11 protein-coding genes and 3 tRNA genes are annotated in these 16,612 nt (G+C 34.2%); 7 read left to right on the top strand and 7 right to left on the bottom strand.

Annotated elements, in window-relative coordinates:
• Positions 1 to 24 precede the first annotated feature (24 nt).
• Positions 25 to 1,380: a TlpA disulfide reductase family protein gene (locus tag VI621_RS03825; protein ID WP_324217052.1), complete on the bottom strand. Its 1,356-nt coding sequence runs from the start codon at positions 1,378 to 1,380 to the stop codon at positions 25 to 27.
• A gap of 127 nt (positions 1,381 to 1,507) precedes the next feature.
• On the opposite strand from VI621_RS03825, the gene hutH reads away from it, so the two are divergent.
• Positions 1,508 to 3,016, top strand: coding sequence for a histidine ammonia-lyase (gene hutH / locus VI621_RS03820; RefSeq protein WP_324217051.1), 1,509 nt, complete (start codon positions 1,508 to 1,510; stop codon positions 3,014 to 3,016).
• 135 nt (positions 3,017 to 3,151) lie between these two features.
• Here the strand turns inward: hutH and rimK are convergent, their stop codons facing one another.
• Positions 3,152 to 4,525, bottom strand: a complete 1,374-nt coding sequence (gene rimK / locus VI621_RS03815; RefSeq protein WP_324217050.1) for a 30S ribosomal protein S6--L-glutamate ligase — start codon at positions 4,523 to 4,525, stop codon at positions 3,152 to 3,154.
• 93 nt (positions 4,526 to 4,618) lie between these two features.
• A complete protein-coding gene (locus VI621_RS03810) occupies positions 4,619 to 7,171 on the bottom strand; it encodes an ATP-dependent Clp protease ATP-binding subunit (RefSeq protein ID WP_324217049.1) in 2,553 nt (850 codons plus the stop codon).
• A 261-nt stretch (positions 7,172 to 7,432) separates the two neighbouring features.
• Between VI621_RS03810 and gyrA the strand changes: the two genes are divergently transcribed.
• Entirely contained in the window at positions 7,433 to 10,051 is a 2,619-nt protein-coding gene (gene gyrA, locus VI621_RS03805) for a DNA gyrase subunit A (protein WP_324217048.1), read from the top strand.
• 51 nt (positions 10,052 to 10,102) lie between these two features.
• Positions 10,103 to 11,374, top strand: coding sequence for a tetratricopeptide repeat protein (locus tag VI621_RS03800; protein ID WP_324217047.1), 1,272 nt, complete (start codon positions 10,103 to 10,105; stop codon positions 11,372 to 11,374).
• A 47-nt stretch (positions 11,375 to 11,421) separates the two neighbouring features.
• Here the strand turns inward: VI621_RS03800 and VI621_RS03795 are convergent, their stop codons facing one another.
• Both VI621_RS03795 and VI621_RS03790 read right to left on the bottom strand, forming a co-directional pair.
• Positions 11,422 to 12,183, bottom strand: coding sequence for a C40 family peptidase (locus VI621_RS03795; protein WP_324217046.1), 762 nt, complete (start codon positions 12,181 to 12,183; stop codon positions 11,422 to 11,424).
• A gap of 70 nt (positions 12,184 to 12,253) precedes the next feature.
• The gene (locus VI621_RS03790) at positions 12,254 to 13,432 is read right to left on the bottom strand and encodes an acetyl-CoA C-acyltransferase (RefSeq protein WP_324217045.1); all 1,179 of its coding nucleotides are present in this window, start codon (positions 13,430 to 13,432) and stop codon (positions 12,254 to 12,256) included.
• Between the two features lie 310 nt (positions 13,433 to 13,742).
• Between VI621_RS03790 and VI621_RS03785 the strand changes: the two genes are divergently transcribed.
• The 4 genes from VI621_RS03785 to VI621_RS03770 all read left to right on the top strand — a co-directional run bounded on the left by VI621_RS03785 (position 13,743) and on the right by VI621_RS03770 (position 14,803).
• Positions 13,743 to 13,829 (top strand) — tRNA-Ser (locus tag VI621_RS03785).
• A gap of 15 nt (positions 13,830 to 13,844) precedes the next feature.
• Positions 13,845 to 13,919 (top strand) — tRNA-Pro (locus tag VI621_RS03780).
• A gap of 16 nt (positions 13,920 to 13,935) precedes the next feature.
• Positions 13,936 to 14,009: transfer RNA gene (locus VI621_RS03775), tRNA-Arg, on the top strand.
• An 83-nt stretch (positions 14,010 to 14,092) separates the two neighbouring features.
• Positions 14,093 to 14,803 carry a M15 family metallopeptidase gene (locus tag VI621_RS03770; protein ID WP_324217044.1) on the top strand — a complete coding sequence of 237 codons (711 nt, stop codon included), beginning with the start codon at positions 14,093 to 14,095 and terminating at the stop codon, positions 14,801 to 14,803.
• Here VI621_RS03770 and VI621_RS03765 read toward each other — a convergent pair.
• The gene (locus VI621_RS03765; RefSeq protein WP_324217043.1) at positions 14,800 to 15,369 is read right to left on the bottom strand and encodes a hypothetical protein; all 570 of its coding nucleotides are present in this window, start codon (positions 15,367 to 15,369) and stop codon (positions 14,800 to 14,802) included. The genes VI621_RS03770 and VI621_RS03765 overlap by 4 nt on opposite strands.
• A 4-nt stretch (positions 15,370 to 15,373) precedes the next feature.
• Entirely contained in the window at positions 15,374 to 16,558 is a 1,185-nt protein-coding gene (locus tag VI621_RS03760) for a class I SAM-dependent methyltransferase (protein ID WP_324217042.1), read from the bottom strand.
• Between the last annotated feature and the right edge of the window lie 54 nt (positions 16,559 to 16,612).

Raw genomic sequence — 16,612 nt, 5'->3', positions numbered from 1 at the left:
TTCAATTGAAGGGCTTTTAGTAAATTATATTTTCATATTATTGAATAAATCCACCAATTTTGGATCTGATGGGCGAGGTGCATCGGCGCTGATAATATCACCATTTGGGCCAATAAGAATGAATCTCGGAATTCCATCAATTGCATATTCTTTTACAAATTGTGAATTCCAGTCTTTATCAGCAAACAACTGAATTCCGCCTAATTGTTTTTCGGTGACAAATTTGTTCCATTTTTCGTGGTCTTTCAGTGCGTCAATAGAAATACTTACGAACTCGATATTTTTTCCATGATATTGTTCTTCTACTTTTTTAAGAGATGGAATTTCTTTGCGACAAGGTCCGCACCAAGTAGCCCAAACATCTACATAAACGTACTTTCCTTTGAGGCTTTCTAACGATGTTTTACCTCCTTTATGGTTTTCATAATCAAATTTTGGAGAAGGTTTTCCAATTGCTAAAGTTTTGATTTTACTAAACTTTAGAGTCAAATTTTCTTTGAATTTAGTATCAGTGGAAAGAAGGATTAACTCGTTGTATAATTTTTCGGCATCAATATTTCCGGCGCTAACTTCATAGGATAAATTTTGAACCAATGCATTTTTAATATTCTGGCTTTTAATAGTTTTAATTAATGGAAGAGCGAATTTTGCTGTCAGTTCCTCTTCATTAGCTAATTGAGCTTCAATATTTTTATTGAATTTAGCATTTACAATTTGCTTATAGGTATTCGAAAATAAATAGTCAGCATCATCATCTAGATTGATTTTGTCATCAAATTTCGGAAAACTTTCAGAGGCTTTAAAACCTTCAATTTTAGCATAATGAGTATGGTAACTCGGGTAGTTCAGAAGATAAAGCTGCTCTAAATATGTAATGTTCTTAGCTTCTTTTTCTTTAAAATTGTTATCAGAAAATTTAGTTTTATCATAAAGAGCCAAAATAGAACTTTTGATTTCATTGATCTTTTTTAAGAATTCAATTTCATCTAATTTATAGAGTGCTTCATTTGTGATTGCTGCAGTTACTTTTGTTTTTTCAACAATATATTGATTTTCAATACTTCCTTTTCCGGCAAATTTCAGTGTTGTATTAAAGTCTTTATCATCGGCTGTAAGGACTAATTTTGTTCCATTTGACAAATAAAGTGAGGTTCTGTTTTTGGCAGTTCCAATGGTATAAGTTCCTATGTAATCTATTGGGAAGGTTTCAGAGAAAGTTCCGTCGGCATTTAAAGTGATTTCTTTTTCGAAAGATTCGCCTTTAATTCTGATTTTCCCATCTTCCGTATTAGTGATTTTTCCTGAAAGTGTAATCGTTTCTTTAGGAGTTGTAAATGAAGCTAAAACAAGAACAAGTAATAGATAAATTGTGTTTTTCATGGGTTGGTTTTAATAGTTATTCAAAAGTAAGTAATTTTTCAAAGTGTTATTATTATTTTAAATATTATTAACAAACCTTGTTTATTAACTCGTATTTACGGAATTTTGGGCAACAAAAAATAAGAACATGGATAATTCCCATTATATCAGTACCGATGTACTGACTTTAGAAGTTTTACAAGAAATCATCTCCCATCATAAAGAACTGGCGCTATCAGAAGAAGCAAAAGTTAACATCCAAAAATGCCGAGAATATTTAGATAAAAAAATGCAATCGCATGGTAAACCCATTTATGGCATAAATACTGGCTTCGGGTCACTTTGTAATGTGCAAATTTCGAATGAAAATCTTTCGCAATTACAGGAAAATCTGGTAAAATCGCACGCTTGCGGAACCGGTGAAGAAGTTCCTCAGGACATTGTAAAAATGATGTTGCTATTGAAAATACAGTCGTTGAGTTATGGCTATTCAGGAGTACAACTTGTCACAGTTGAGCGGTTGATTGATTTTTATAATAATGATATTTTACCTGTAATTTATACGCAAGGTTCTCTTGGTGCTTCCGGTGATTTGGCTCCATTGGCACATTTATCCTTGCCGCTTTTAGGAGAAGGCGATGTGTATTTTAATGGTGAGAAAGTACATTCGAAAGTTGTTTTAGAGCATTTTGGATGGAAAGTTATCGTTTTGCAGTCAAAAGAAGGTTTGGCATTATTAAACGGAACCCAATTTATGAGTGCTTATGGTGCATACATTTTGATTAAAGCTTGTAAGTATTCTTATTTAGCCGATTTAATCGGAACGATTTCATTGGAAGGATTTGATGGACGTCAGGAACCCTTCAACGAATTGATTCATTTTATTCGTCCCCATAAAGGACAAATTGTGACTGCCAATCGTGTGAATGAATTCTTAGAAGGAAGTCAAATTATAGCTCAGGAAAAAGCGCATGTGCAGGATCCTTATTCTTTCCGTTGCATTCCGCAAGTACACGGAGCTTCGAAAGATGCGATTGATTATGTAAAAAAAGTATTTAAGACCGAAATTAACTCGGTAACAGATAATCCAAATATATTTATTGAAAGCGACCAAATCATTTCCGGTGGGAATTTTCACGGACAGCCTTTGGCCATTTCATTAGATTTTCTTGCGATTGCTTTGGCAGAATTAGGAAGTATTTCCGAAAGAAGAACCTATCAGTTGATTTCAGGATTGCGCAATCTTCCAGCCTTTTTGGTTGATAATCCAGGATTGAATTCTGGTTTTATGATTCCACAATATACAGCGGCAAGTATTGCCAGTCAGAATAAACAGTTAGCAACGCCTGCGAGTATAGATAGTATTGTTTCCTCAAACGGCCAGGAAGATCATGTAAGTATGGGGGCCAATGCGGCTACGAAAGCGTTACGCATCATGGATAATTTAGAACGAATTCTGGCAATTGAATTAATGAATGCTTCGCAAGCCATTGAATTTAGAAAACCTTTACAATCAAGTGAGTTTATAGAAATGTTCCTGAAATCGTATCGTGAAGAAGTTCCTTTTGTAAAAGAAGACCGAATTTTACATTATGATATTGTGAAAACTGTAGATTTTTTGAATAGTTTTCAGATAGAAGAAGATTTGTTTAATTAATTAAAACCAATTAGAAGTTAATTTTACAAAAAAAGGGTTGAAGTTTTTAAGCTTCAACCCTTTTTTGATTTAAAATTAAAATGAACCATGTAACATTAAAACAAGGTCAGAATAAGGTTCATTTTATAGTTCTATTTAAATTTTATATTTGAAATTCTTTTCGATAGCTTTAATCATTTCACCAGCAATATCTTTATTTGTAGCACCTTCAATTCCTTCTAGACCTGGAGAGGAATTCACTTCTAAGAGTAATGGTCCTTTAGAAGAACGGATAATATCTACTCCGGCGACTTTTAAATCCATCGCTTTGGTTGCTTTAATTGCAATTCTTTTTTCCTCAGCTGTTACTTTTATAACTGAAGCTGTTCCTCCTAAATGAATATTGGCCCTAAATTCTCCTGGTAAAGCTTCTCTTTGGATTGCCGCAACAACTTTTCCATCGATTACAAAACAACGGATGTCTTTCCCGTTGGCTTCTTTAATGAATTCCTGAACTAAAATATTAGCATTCAGACTTTTAAAAGCATTAATAACACTTTCTGCTGCCTTTTTTGTTTCTGCCAAAACGACACCTTTACCTTGTGTTCCTTCCAAAAGTTTTACGATTAGAGGAGATCCACCAACCATTTTTATCAAATCATCGGTATCCAAAGGAGAATTCGCAAATCCTGTTGTTGGTATTTCTACACCATGATTCAATAATAATTGTAAGGAATACAGTTTGTCACGCGATTGGGTTATAGCTGAAGCGGAATTTAAACAATATACTTTTAATGCTTCAAACTGGCGTGTCAAGGCACAGCCATAAAAAGTAATGCTTGGGCGAATTCTCGGAATGATAGCATCGAAATTATCTAAAACCCTTCCTCCACGGTAATGAATTTCAGGTTTTGTGGCATCCAATTTCATGTAACATTCCTTGATGTTCAAAAAGTGCATCTCATGACCACGAATAGCACCGGCTTCCATAATTCGTTTGTTACTGTACAATTCCGGATTACTGGCCAAGACTCCAATTCGTAACCCTTTTTTATTTTCTTCAGAATTTTGATAAAGGGTTTTCAAATTTTCTATTGATGGCTGGCCTAAAAGATATTTTTTCTCAGGATCTACAAGTACTCTTCCGCTCATGGCTTCACGACCCAATAACATTCGGAAACCCATTGAATCTCGATTGGTCAAGGTCATTTCGATGGTCCAATTCGCATTTCCAATATCTAATGTAGTCTGAATTACATAACGTTGTTCTCTAAATCCACTGGAACTTTTGACGATTCTTTTATCAACCAAAGGGGCTTCGCAATGAATAACGGTTTTTAGGTTATTTTGAATTGGATTGATATCAAATTTCACCCAATTTGCGTCATTTTTAATGAAAGGAGCTATATTAATAGCATGCAGTGCAGAAGTCTTGGCACCAGAATCTACACGGGCTTTGATGGTTGGAATTCCTAATTCAGGGAAAGAGCACCATTCTTCACTTCCGAGGATAACTTTATCTTGTAACATATAATTGTATTGATTGAAACTATGATCTAAATTACTCTTTTTTTTGAAAAGGATATAAATTTGAACGGAATTGTTTTAAGAAAGAAAAACCTACTAATTAGTAGGCTTTTCTTCTTTTTTAATAGTGACAGTTAATTCTTGCGAAGTGTCGTCTAAATCCATAAAAATTTCATCTCCTGTTGCAATTTTTGAGGTGATAATCTCTTCTGCCAAAGCATCTTCAACATATTTTTGAATCGCTCTTTTTAATGGTCTAGCACCAAATTGTTTGTCGAAACCTTTCTCGGCGATATAGGCTTTTGCTTCATCAGAAAGACTCAGATTATATCCTAATTCTTTTACACGAGCATACAATTTTTTTAATTCGATTTCGATAATTAAATCAATATCGTGTTTTTCCAAGGCATTAAATACAATTACGTCATCAATTCTGTTTAGGAATTCAGGAGCAAAGGCTTTTTTCAATGCATTTTCAATGATACTTTTTGAGTTATCATCTGCTTGAGAAATTTTTGCCGCAGTTCCAAAACCAACTCCCTGACCAAAATCTTTCAACTGACGTGCCCCAATATTGGATGTCATGATGATAATTGTATTTTTAAAATCGATTTTTCGACCTAAACTATCTGTTAAATATCCGTCATCTAAAACTTGAAGCATCATATTGAAAACATCAGGATGTGCTTTTTCTATCTCATCAAGTAGCACAACACAATAAGGTTTTCTACGAACTTTCTCTGTTAATTGTCCGCCTTCTTCGTATCCAACATATCCCGGAGGTGCTCCAACTAAACGGGAAATAGCAAATTTTTCCATATATTCACTCATGTCAATACGTACCAACGCATCTTCTGAATCGAATAATTCTTGTGCCAATACTTTTGCCAATTGCGTTTTTCCAACCCCGGTTTGTCCCAAGAAAATAAACGAACCAATTGGTCGGTTTGGATCTTTCAATCCGGCGCGATTTCTTTGAATGGAACGGGCAATTTTCATTACTGCTTCATCTTGACCAATTACCTTGCCTTGAATAAGTTCAGGTAGTTTGGCTAATTTGTTACTTTCAGTTTGAGCAATACGATTTACAGGAATTCCGGTCATCATAGAAACCACATCAGCAACGTTATCTTCGGTAACTTGAATCCTGTTGCTTTTAGCATCTTCTTCCCATTGTTCCTGAGCGATGGCTAAATCTTTTTCGATGCGTTTTTCGTCATCACGAAGTTTTGCCGCTTCTTCATATTTCTGTTTTTTGACAACAGTATTTTTCAATTCTCGCACTTCTTCCAATTGACGTTCTAAATCCAAAACCTGAATTGGAACATCAATGTTTATAATGTGAACACGAGATCCTGCCTCGTCTAAAGCATCAATAGCTTTGTCTGGAAGAAAACGTTCTGACATGTAGCGATTCGTTAATTTCACACAAGCTTCAATAGCTTCCGGAGTATAAGTTACATTGTGATGGTCTTCGTATTTGTTCTTGATGTTGTTCAAAATGGTAATCGTTTCTTCAACAGATGTTGGCTCTACAATTACTTTTTGAAAACGTCTTTCCAATGCACCGTCTTTTTCAATATATTGACGGTATTCGTCTAGCGTTGTTGCTCCAATACACTGGATTTCGCCTCTTGCCAATGCAGGTTTAAACATATTGGAAGCATCCAAAGAACCTGTTGCGCCACCGGCACCAACAATAGTGTGAATTTCATCAATAAAGAGAATAATATCGTCATTCTTTTCTAATTCGTTCATCACGGCCTTCATGCGTTCCTCAAACTGTCCGCGGTATTTTGTTCCGGCAACTAAACTCGCCAAATCAAGGGTTACGACACGTTTATTGAATAAAATTCGAGAGACTTTCTTTTGGATTATTCGCAATGCCAAACCTTCGGCAATAGCGGATTTACCAACTCCTGGTTCTCCAATTAGTAGGGGATTGTTCTTTTTACGGCGACTCAAAATTTGAGAAACCCGTTCGATTTCTTTTTCACGACCCACTACAGGATCGAGTTTTCCTTCTTCGGCCATTTCGGTTAAATCGCGTCCAAAATTATCAAGAACCGGAGTTTTTGATTTTTTGTTGGATTTATTGCCGGGACTGTTAAAATTACCTTCTTTAAGACTGTCATCTTGTCCGGAATCTTCGTTATAAGAGTCGGACGCTCTTGGTAAATTTTCCAAGAATTCTTCTTCGTTGTTATTTGGCGTCATATTTAGATATTGTTCTTTAGCTGTGTCGTAATCAATTTTTAGTTTATTTAACAGCTTGGTTGTGGGATCGTTTTCGTTTCTAAGAATGCATAACAAAAGATGGGCAGTACTGATTAAAGTACTTTGAAAAACTTTGGCTTCAAGAAAAGTGGTTTTTAGCGCTCTTTCCGCTTGACGGGTAAGATGTAAATTTTTCTTTTCGTTGTTAATTTCAATGTTTGGATTGGCTGGGCTTAGAATTTCTACTTTTCGACGTAAAAAATCCAGGTCAATAGAAAGATTATTCAATATATCTATTGCTTTACCGTTGCCATCTCTCAAAATACCGAGCATAAGATGTTCCGTTCCAATAAAGTCGTGACCTAAACGTAAGGCTTCTTCTTTGCTGTAAGTTATAACATCTTTTACTCTTGGTGAAAAATTATCATCCATAATAAATATAATTGGTATTGTAAATTTAGTGAATAAAAAAGCAAATGCAAAAATTGTACCTGATAGAAGTACTGTCAGCTAAGTGACAAAAAATATTTAAGAATATAAGTTAAATGTTAATTAATTTATCAACTGAAAAGGATTTAAAATTTGTTAATAAATCGAGTAAATTTATAGATAAATATACGCTAAAAATAATTGAGAAAGGTTATATTAGCAGGATTTTTTAAAACAATATAATTTTTAATATAACTATATAATATGTCTGACGGAGAAAAGTTAATTCCTATTAACATTGAAGATGAAATGAAATCAGCTTACATCGATTACTCGATGTCAGTAATTGTATCAAGAGCACTTCCAGATGTTAGAGACGGTTTGAAACCAGTACATCGAAGAGTACTTTATGGTATGTATGATTTAGGAGTTTTTTCTAATAAAGCCCATAAAAAATCTGCAAGAATTGTTGGAGAAGTTTTAGGTAAGTACCATCCACACGGCGATACATCAGTTTATGATGCTATGGTTCGTATGGCACAAGAATGGAGTTTACGTTATTTGTTAGTTGACGGTCAGGGTAACTTTGGTTCTGTAGATGGCGATAGTCCTGCTGCGATGCGTTATACGGAAGCCAGAATGCGTAAAATTTCTGAAGAAATAATGGCTGATATCGAAAAAGAGACTGTAGATTTTCAGTTGAATTTTGATGATACTTTATATGAGCCAAAAGTAATGCCGACCCGTGTTCCAACTTTATTAATAAATGGAGCAACCGGAATTGCCGTTGGTATGGCAACCAATATGCCGCCTCATAACCTTACCGAAGTAATCAACGGAACGTTGGCTTACATGGATAATAATGATATTGAAATTGACGAATTGATGAACCATATTAAAGCACCGGATTTTCCAACTGGTGGTATAATATATGGATATGAAGGCGTTCGTGAAGCATTTAAAACCGGTAGAGGACGTATTGTAATGCGCGCCAAAGTTGGTTTTGAAGAAGTAGATGGCAGAGAATGCATTATTGTAACCGAAATTCCATACCAGGTCAATAAAGCAGACATGATTAAGCGTACTGCGGATTTGGTTAATGATAAAAAAATAGAAGGAATAGCGAATATTCGTGACGAATCGGATAGAAATGGTATGCGTATCGTTTATATCCTGAAACGCGATGCTACACCGAATGTCGTTTTAAATACGCTTTATAAATTTACACAATTACAATCTTCATTCAGTGTAAATAATATTGCATTGGTAAAAGGTCGTCCGCAAATGTTGAATCTAAAAGAAATGATTCACTATTTTGTAGAGCACCGTCATGATGTTGTAACGCGTAGAACAAAATTCGAATTACGTAAAGCCGAAGAAAGAGCGCATATTCTTGAAGGATTAATTATTGCTTCAGATAATATTGATGAAGTAATTGCCTTAATCAAAGCTTCAAAAAGCACCGAAGAAGCAAGAGAGAAATTAATCGAAAGATTCAAATTATCAGATATTCAGTCTCGTGCCATTGTTGAAATGCGTTTGCGTCAATTGACAGGTCTTGAACAAGACAAGTTGAGGAATGAATATGATGAAATCATGAAGTTGATAGAGCATTTAAGAGCTTTATTGGCCGATGTTAACTTAAGAATTGCTTTGATTAAAGAAGAACTTACAGAAATTCGTGAAAAATATGGCGATGAACGTCGTTCTATAATTGAATATTCCGGTGGAGATGTAAGTATTGAAGATTTAATTGCCGATGAGAATGTGGTAATTACCATTTCTCACGCAGGTTACATCAAACGTACAAACCTTACTGAATACAAAACACAAAATAGAGGAGGAGTTGGACAAAAAAGTGCCGGAACAAGAGATCAGGATTTCTTGGAGCATATGTTTGTGGCAACAAATCACCAATATATGATGTTCTTCACTCAAAAAGGAAAATGTTTCTGGATGCGTGTTTATGAAATACCGGAAGGAAGCAAAACCGCAAAAGGGAGAGCAATCCAAAATTTGGTAAATATTGAAAGTGACGATAAAGTAAAAGCCTTTATTTGTACACAAGATCTAAAAGATCAAGAGTACATTAAAAGCCACAACCTTATTATGGTGACTAAAAAAGGTCAGGTGAAGAAAACATCTTTAGAGAAATATTCTAAACCAAGGGTAAATGGTGTTGCTGCAATTACCATTAAAGAAGGCGATGAACTATTGGAAGCAAAATTAACTAATGGGGAAAGTCAAATTATATTAGCCGTAAAATCAGGTAAATTGGTTCGTTTTGAAGAAACTAAAACCCGTCCGATGGGAAGAACAGCTTCCGGAGTTCGTGGAATTACCCTTAAAGATGATACCGATGAAGTAATTGGCATGGTTACTGTAAACGATATGAACAGCGAAATTTTAGTCGTTGCCGAAAATGGTTACGGAAAACGTTCAAGCCTTGACGAATACAGAATTACAAATCGTGGTGGTAAAGGAGTTAAAACTTTAAATATTACCGAGAAAACAGGTAAACTGATTTCGATAAATGCGGTTACCGATGCGGATGATTTGATGATTATCAACAAATCTGGATTAACTATCAGAATGGCTGTCGAAGACTTAAGAGTTATGGGACGCGCCACACAAGGCGTGAAACTAATCAACATCAAAGGAAATGATTCGATTGCAGCGGTTACTAAAGTAATGAAAGATGATGTAGCAGAAACTGTTGTTGATGAAGATGGAAATGTTATCGAAGACGACTCAATAGAACGAGTGAAACCAGTCTTAGAAGTACTTGAAGATGAAGGTACAGATGAAGAAGACGAAGATGATGATTCAGAAGAAGAGGAAGAGTCTGAAGACGAAGGCGACGATTCTGATGATGAAGCATAAAAAATAAGAACACAGAAATCCAAGTTAAATATTAATTAAACAGAATTTAAAATGAAAAGTAAATATGTAATCCTTGCGTCAGCAATTCTGATTTCGGTTAGCACTTTTGCTCAAAAAGATCAGCTTAAAGCAGCGGAAAAAGCCATGAAAGGCGGAAATTCAGCAGAAGCAAAAAATATTTTGCAACAAGCGGAACCTTTGATTGCAAATGCAACTGATAATGAAAAAGCACAATATTTCTTCTTAAAGGGAAATGCGTTATTAGATTTGGCAACCAAAAATATCGATGCTTCAAAAAATCAAACTGATGCCGCAAAAGCCTATCTGGATTTGATAGCTATAGAAAAAACTTCGGGAAAGTCAAAATTTACTGGCCAAGCTCAAAATGCTATTAATGATATCAAAGGAAGATTGCTTAATAGTGCTATCGAAGAAGGAACGAAAAAAAATTATTTGGTTGCTTCAAAACAATTGCGTGCAGTTTATGATTTAGATAAAAAAGATTTAGAGAAATTGTATTATGCAGCAAGTTATGCTGTAAATGGTGGTGATTTTGATACTGCTTTAGCCTATTACGATGAATTGAAAAATGCAAACTATTCTGGTGAAGGGGTTGTTTATTATGCTACTAATAAAGAAACTAAAAAAGAAGAATCTTTCAATACAAAACAAGAAAGAGACCTTTATTTGAAAGTATCACATGATAATCCACGTGATGAAAAAATTCCTTCAAAAAGAGGCGAGATCTATAAAAACATCGCTTTAATATTAGTGGAGAAAGGCAAAGTGGACGAAGCAAAATTGGCAATTCAAGAAGCAAGAAAAGCAAATCCAGAAGACGCATCATTAATTGCTACTGAGGCCAATTTGTATTTAAAAGCGGGAGACATGGCAACTTATAAAAAATTAATTTCTGAGGTATTAGAAAAAAACCCTAATAATGCAGATTTGATTTTTAACTTAGGCGTTATAAGTTATAACAACAAAGAACTTATTGATGCTGAAAAATATTATTTGAAAGCTATCGAAGTTGATCCTAAGTACAGTAATGCCTATTTGAATTTAGCTATTTTGAAATTGGATGCTGAAAAAACTTTAATTGACCAAATGAATAAATTGGGAAATACTCCAGCTGAAAATAAAAAATACGAAGTTCTTAAAAAGAAAAGAGAAGATGTGTTTAAAAGTGCAATCCCTTATTTAGAAAAAGTAGTGGAATTTGACGAAAAAAATGCAGAAGCATCAAGAACATTATTAAATGTTTATAATGCACTTGAAATGACTGACAAAGCAAAAGCTTTGAAAGCGAAAATCAACAAGTAAAAAATAGTCATATAAAAAAATCCCGTTCAGTAATGAACGGGATTTTTTTATATAATTTTTTTGATGACTCTTAGTTTATGTGTATGCCTGTTGACTTCAGCATTATAAATCCCTAAGTGATCCAGTCTGTCAATTCGAACTTTCCCGCTGGCATGAATAATATAATTATCCTCCATGATAATTCCAACATGAATTATTTTGCCTTCCTCATTATCAAAAAAGGCTAAATCGCCCGGTTCACTTTCTTCAATAAAACTTAGAGCTTCGCCTTGTGCAGACTGTTGCGAGGCATCTCGCAATAATTTATAGCCATTCAGTTTATAAACCATTTGTGTAAAACCCGAACAATCAATTCCAAAAGGCGTTTTTCCACCCCATAAATAGGGCGCGTTCAAATACATAAAAGCAGTATTAATAAGATTTGATTTGGGCTTTATTCCGCTGATTTTCATGCCTTCAAAATCATAATTATTGATATTGACGGTACTATGATTTAAAAACGAAAGTTCGGCGCCAAGAGGAATAGGAATTAATAAATTGTTGGAAGCTGTAATATATTCAATTAAATCAGAATTTAAAATTATAGCATCCTGAGACAATTGACTGTAATCCGATTCTGAAATGGGTTGAAATTGTTTTGAATCAATCCAGCCTTCATAATCATCATAATGCAGTTTAACTTTAGACCATTGCTTTAACTGTTCAATAACTTCAAAATGCTCACCAAATAAGACTTGAGAAACGATTTCGCTTCTGTCATTAGGTTCAAATCTCAAAGGAATAATAGCTAAATTACAAATTCCGAACATCTATTTAAATTAGGAGTTAAGAGTTATGAGTTATAAATTTTGCAGCTTATAACTCATAACTTATAATTATTTAAGCTCTTTCAATCACAATGGCAGAAGCACCACCACCACCATTACATATTGCGGCAGCTCCAATTTTTCCATTGTTTTGTTCCAGAACATTCATTAATGTAATAATGATTCTAACTCCGGAACATCCTAGAGGATGACCTAAAGAAACTGCACCACCATTAACATTTACTTTATCGTTATCTAAACCCAATATTTTTGAATTGGCTAAACCAACAACTGCGAACGCTTCATTAAATTCAAAGAAATCTACATCACTGATAGAAAGTCCAACTTTATCTAATGCTTTTGGTAATGCTTTAGATGGAGTTGTGGTGAACCATTTTGGCTCTTGGGCTGCATCAGCATAACTTTTAATATAAGCCAAAGGTTTTAAGCCCAATGACAATGCTTTTTCTTCGCTCATTAAAATTACAGCAGCAGCACCATCATTAATTGTGGAAGCATTTGCGGCAGTAACCGTTCCGTCTTTTGTAAAAACAGCATTCAATGAAGGGATTTTATCTAATTTCACATTCGTGAATTCTTCATCTCTGGTTACCATAATTGGATCTCCTTTTCTTTGAGGAACTGCAACAGGAACTACTTCATTGTCAAATTTTCCAGCTTCCCAGGCTTTTGCAGAACGCTCATACGATTGAATTGCGAACTTATCTTGTTCTTCTCTTGAAAAACCATATTCGCTTGCGCATAAGTCGGCACACACGCCCATAGCGCTATTGTCGTAAGCATCGGTCAATCCGTCTTTTTGCATTCCGTCAACCATTGAAGCCGGACCGAATTTCGTTCCATTTCTCAAATGCATATAATGTGGAATCAGACTCATGTTTTCCATTCCGCCTGCAACAACGATTTCCGCATCGCCAGCCATAATAGCCTGTGCACCTTGCATTACCGCTTTCATTCCTGAAGCACAAACTTTATTTACGGTTGTAGCGATAACTGAATTTGGAAGTCCTGCAAATAAAGCAGCCTGACGAGCAGGAGCCTGACCAACACCAGCTTGAACCACGTTACCCATAATAACTTCGTCAACTAAATTTGGATCTAAATTTATTTTGCTCAAAGCACCTTTAATAGCAACTGCTCCTAATTGTGGCGCTGATACTGTAGATAATCCTCCCATAAAACTTCCAATCGGAGTTCTTGCAGCAGATACGATAACAACTTTTTTATTCATGATAGGTTTGTATGTTTGTTTTAAGTTGCGAATTTAATCATTTTGTGTAAATACTAAATTACAATTTTGATAATATTATATCTTTTATGATGGTAAATTTTGAAGTTTGAATTATTTACAGGGTCATTTATTAGCAATGTACCACAAAAATTAATTTTGATACAATTTTTTAAAATAGCTATATGTTTGATTGTGAATGATTTTTATTTAAGAATAAAAAAAACATTAAAAAAACACCATAATTACTTGTGAAATATAGAATAGTGCGTTACATTTGCAACCGCTTAAAGGGATTACACGTTCTTAAGTTGGAGAGTTGCCTGAGTGGCCGAAAGGACATGTTTGCTAAACATGCGTATGGGAAACTGTACCGAGGGTTCGAATCCCTCACTCTCCGCTTTTTTTTTGCACACGGGGTGTAGCGTAGCTCGGTTATCGCGCCTGCTTTGGGAGCAGGAGGCCGCAGGTTCGAATCCTGCCACCCCGACAACAATTGAGATTATGGAGGCATAGCTCAGCTGGATAGAGCACCTGCCTTCTAAGCAGGCGGTCGAAGGTTCGAATCCTTCTGCCTTCACAAAAACCGATACTTTAAGTAGTATCGGTTTTTTTGTTTTAAATTATTTACTTAATTTGTCAGGAATTATTTAAATTAAGAATATGTCTGCTTCTATAAAATTTCTTTTGATTGGTATTGTGGTGCTTTTAATCTCTTGTAAAGCGAAAGTAATTAGTCCTTCAGCAAAAACCGTATCAAAAGACAATAGTGTTGTGATTGCGGATGAAAAACCTGTTTTATCTTCCATAAGCTTAGCAGAAATAAACGACACCACTTTCGTTAATCTGAAAAATTACAGTCAGGATTTTATATATGACATGAAATATGCCACTGTCGATAATTTTTTAAAAGCAAAGGTCTATGATTGTGCGGAATGTTATCTGCGATTGAAAACTGTAAAAGCGATGATTAAAGCCAATGATAAATTCATAAAAAAAGGCTATAAAATCAAAATTTTTGATTGTTATCGACCTTTAGATATCCAAAAAAGAATGTGGAAAATTGTTTCTAACCCTGAATATGTTGCCAATCCAAGTAAAGGTTCTATTCATAACAGAGGCGGAGCGATTGATATCACTTTGGTTGATAAAAAAGGAAAAGAACTTGATATGGGAACTTCTTTTGATCATTTTGGCGTAGAAGCGAGCCATAATTATTCTAATTTACCGGATGAAGTTATAACTAACAGAAAATTACTGAAAAATATAATGCTTAAAAGTAATTTTAAATCATTTGATTCAGAATGGTGGCATTACAATTTAAAAAACGCAAAAGTTGATAAAGTGTCAAATTTTAAATGGAAATGCGATTAATTGATGATGCAATGCAAGGTATTCATGAAATAATTTCCAGGTTCATAAACCTGACCATCCATTTCTGAAATCAGTTCTTTTTTGAAGATATAATCAATTGTTTCGGTGGTATATTTTATTCTCATAAAAGATACTGGCGAGCTTTTTAAATCTTCGAAAGTATCTTTCATAAATAAAAATACACCTGTTGTTATTATGTTATTAAAGCTTTTGTCATCTCTAACTGAAGTGCCACAATTATTCTGATCAATATGAATTAGGGTAATGATTTTGCCATTTTCCAATTGCAAATAAATTTTAGAATTTTTGTCCAGACAATTTGCCTTTATAAAATCTTTACTTTTTTGAATAGTCTGAACATTCAAAGTCGGTAATCCATCGGTTAAAACCAATGAGAAAAAAAGATAGCTTGAATTTCCTGCAAAATTATGCTCATTGACGATATAATCCTTGGTTGCTTTATAAGTTCCGATGCTGTCATTTACATTCGCACTTAAATCGCAAGGTTTTTGCGCAAATAAATTTAGGTTTAAGAATAATAGGGTGATAAAAATTAAATGCTTCATTGTTCTATTTTATTTTGGTGCAAATTAAAACTATTTTATGATTATTCATATCAGTTGTAAAAAAACAATAGGTACTGCCACCATCTTTTATTTTCCATTTTTTTCTAATAATTTCTACATTATCCGGGAAATTTCTCGTGGTAACATTTGCTTTTTTGTTTTCAAGAAACAGTTTCATTTCTGTTTTATTATAAGGAATTGCATTTTGAATTTCAAAAATCCTGCCCGGTAAATCAATAATTTCGTCAGAAGTATACAAATGAGAATGCGGATGCAGTTTGTCAATTTTATAATGAATGCTAATTTCGTCAAAGCCGCCTGATTTCATAATGGCGCTATTGGGTTCAAAAAGATATTTTTTTGGCAGACTAAATGTTGGCGTATTTGAATTTGTTTTTAATTCAAAATCAAAAGTGACTGATTTTTCATTTAAAATATTAATCGTTTTGATCAAAGGATTTCCAATAAAATTTTTCGATAATTCCCAAAGTAATTCTTTTACTTCATTGTCAACCGCAATAACATGAATGCATTTCACATTGGACAATTCTAATAATCCGGCAGATATATCAAGAATTGGCGCAGTTTTGATGAGAATGTTATCAGCATGGGTGAAGTAAAAATTCAGAAGTTCAGGAACATTAGGTAAACAATCCTTAAGCATAAAAACTTTGCCTTTAGCATCATTTCGCCTGGAAGGATCAATATAGATCCAATCGAATTTTTCGTTTAATGATTTCAAAGCATCCAAACTATCTCCTGCAAAACATTGTATGTTCCCCGCTTTTAAGACTTCAAAATTATGTCTGACTAATTCAGATAAATCGGTGTTGATTTCACAATGAATCACTTGATTTATTTTTTTTGAAAAGTAAAAATCATCCACGCCAAAACCACCGGTTAAGTCTATGAGGCTTTCACCGGAAACTAATGTTGATTTATAGTACGCGGTTTTTTCTGAAGAAGTCTGTTCGACAGAAATTTTACTTGGATAAATTATGTTTTGGGTTTCAAAAAAAGTAGGCAATTTTTCCCTGGCTTTGGTTTTGGCAGCTATTTGATTTAGAACCTCAATCCAATCTACCTCCGGAAAAGGATTTTTCTGCAAGGCTAATTTTGAAATATCATTTCCGACATTTTCAGTAATAAAATATTGAAGTGCGGTATTCAGTATATTTTTATCTAACATCAATTTTATTTTTCACAAAGGTATTAAAACAAAAAAACTCGCTAACAAGTAGCG

It is taken from the genome of Flavobacterium sp. (genome assembly GCF_035292545.1).
Lineage (GTDB): Bacteria > Bacteroidota > Bacteroidia > Flavobacteriales > Flavobacteriaceae > Flavobacterium.
Note: the sequence above shows the minus strand (reverse complement) of the source record. Positions and strands in the feature narration are given on the sequence as shown.

Excerpts from the sequence above, each read along its gene's own strand:
- hutH (WP_324217051.1), top strand. The coding sequence starts at position 1,508 with ATGGATAATTCCCATTATATCAGTACCGATGTACTGACTTTAGAAGTT.
- VI621_RS03810 (WP_324217049.1), bottom strand. The coding sequence starts at position 7,171 with ATGGATGATAATTTTTCACCAAGAGTAAAAGATGTTATAACTTACAGC.
- VI621_RS03800 (WP_324217047.1), top strand. The coding sequence starts at position 10,103 with ATGAAAAGTAAATATGTAATCCTTGCGTCAGCAATTCTGATTTCGGTT.
- VI621_RS03765 (WP_324217043.1), bottom strand. The coding sequence starts at position 15,369 with ATGAAGCATTTAATTTTTATCACCCTATTATTCTTAAACCTAAATTTA.
- VI621_RS03760 (WP_324217042.1), bottom strand. The coding sequence starts at position 16,558 with ATGTTAGATAAAAATATACTGAATACCGCACTTCAATATTTTATTACT.
- VI621_RS03795 (WP_324217046.1), bottom strand. The coding sequence starts at position 12,183 with ATGTTCGGAATTTGTAATTTAGCTATTATTCCTTTGAGATTTGAACCT.
- rimK (WP_324217050.1), bottom strand. The coding sequence starts at position 4,525 with ATGTTACAAGATAAAGTTATCCTCGGAAGTGAAGAATGGTGCTCTTTC.
- gyrA (WP_324217048.1), top strand. The coding sequence starts at position 7,433 with ATGTCTGACGGAGAAAAGTTAATTCCTATTAACATTGAAGATGAAATG.
- VI621_RS03825 (WP_324217052.1), bottom strand. The coding sequence starts at position 1,380 with ATGAAAAACACAATTTATCTATTACTTGTTCTTGTTTTAGCTTCATTT.
- VI621_RS03770 (WP_324217044.1), top strand. The coding sequence starts at position 14,093 with ATGTCTGCTTCTATAAAATTTCTTTTGATTGGTATTGTGGTGCTTTTA.
- VI621_RS03790 (WP_324217045.1), bottom strand. The coding sequence starts at position 13,432 with ATGAATAAAAAAGTTGTTATCGTATCTGCTGCAAGAACTCCGATTGGA.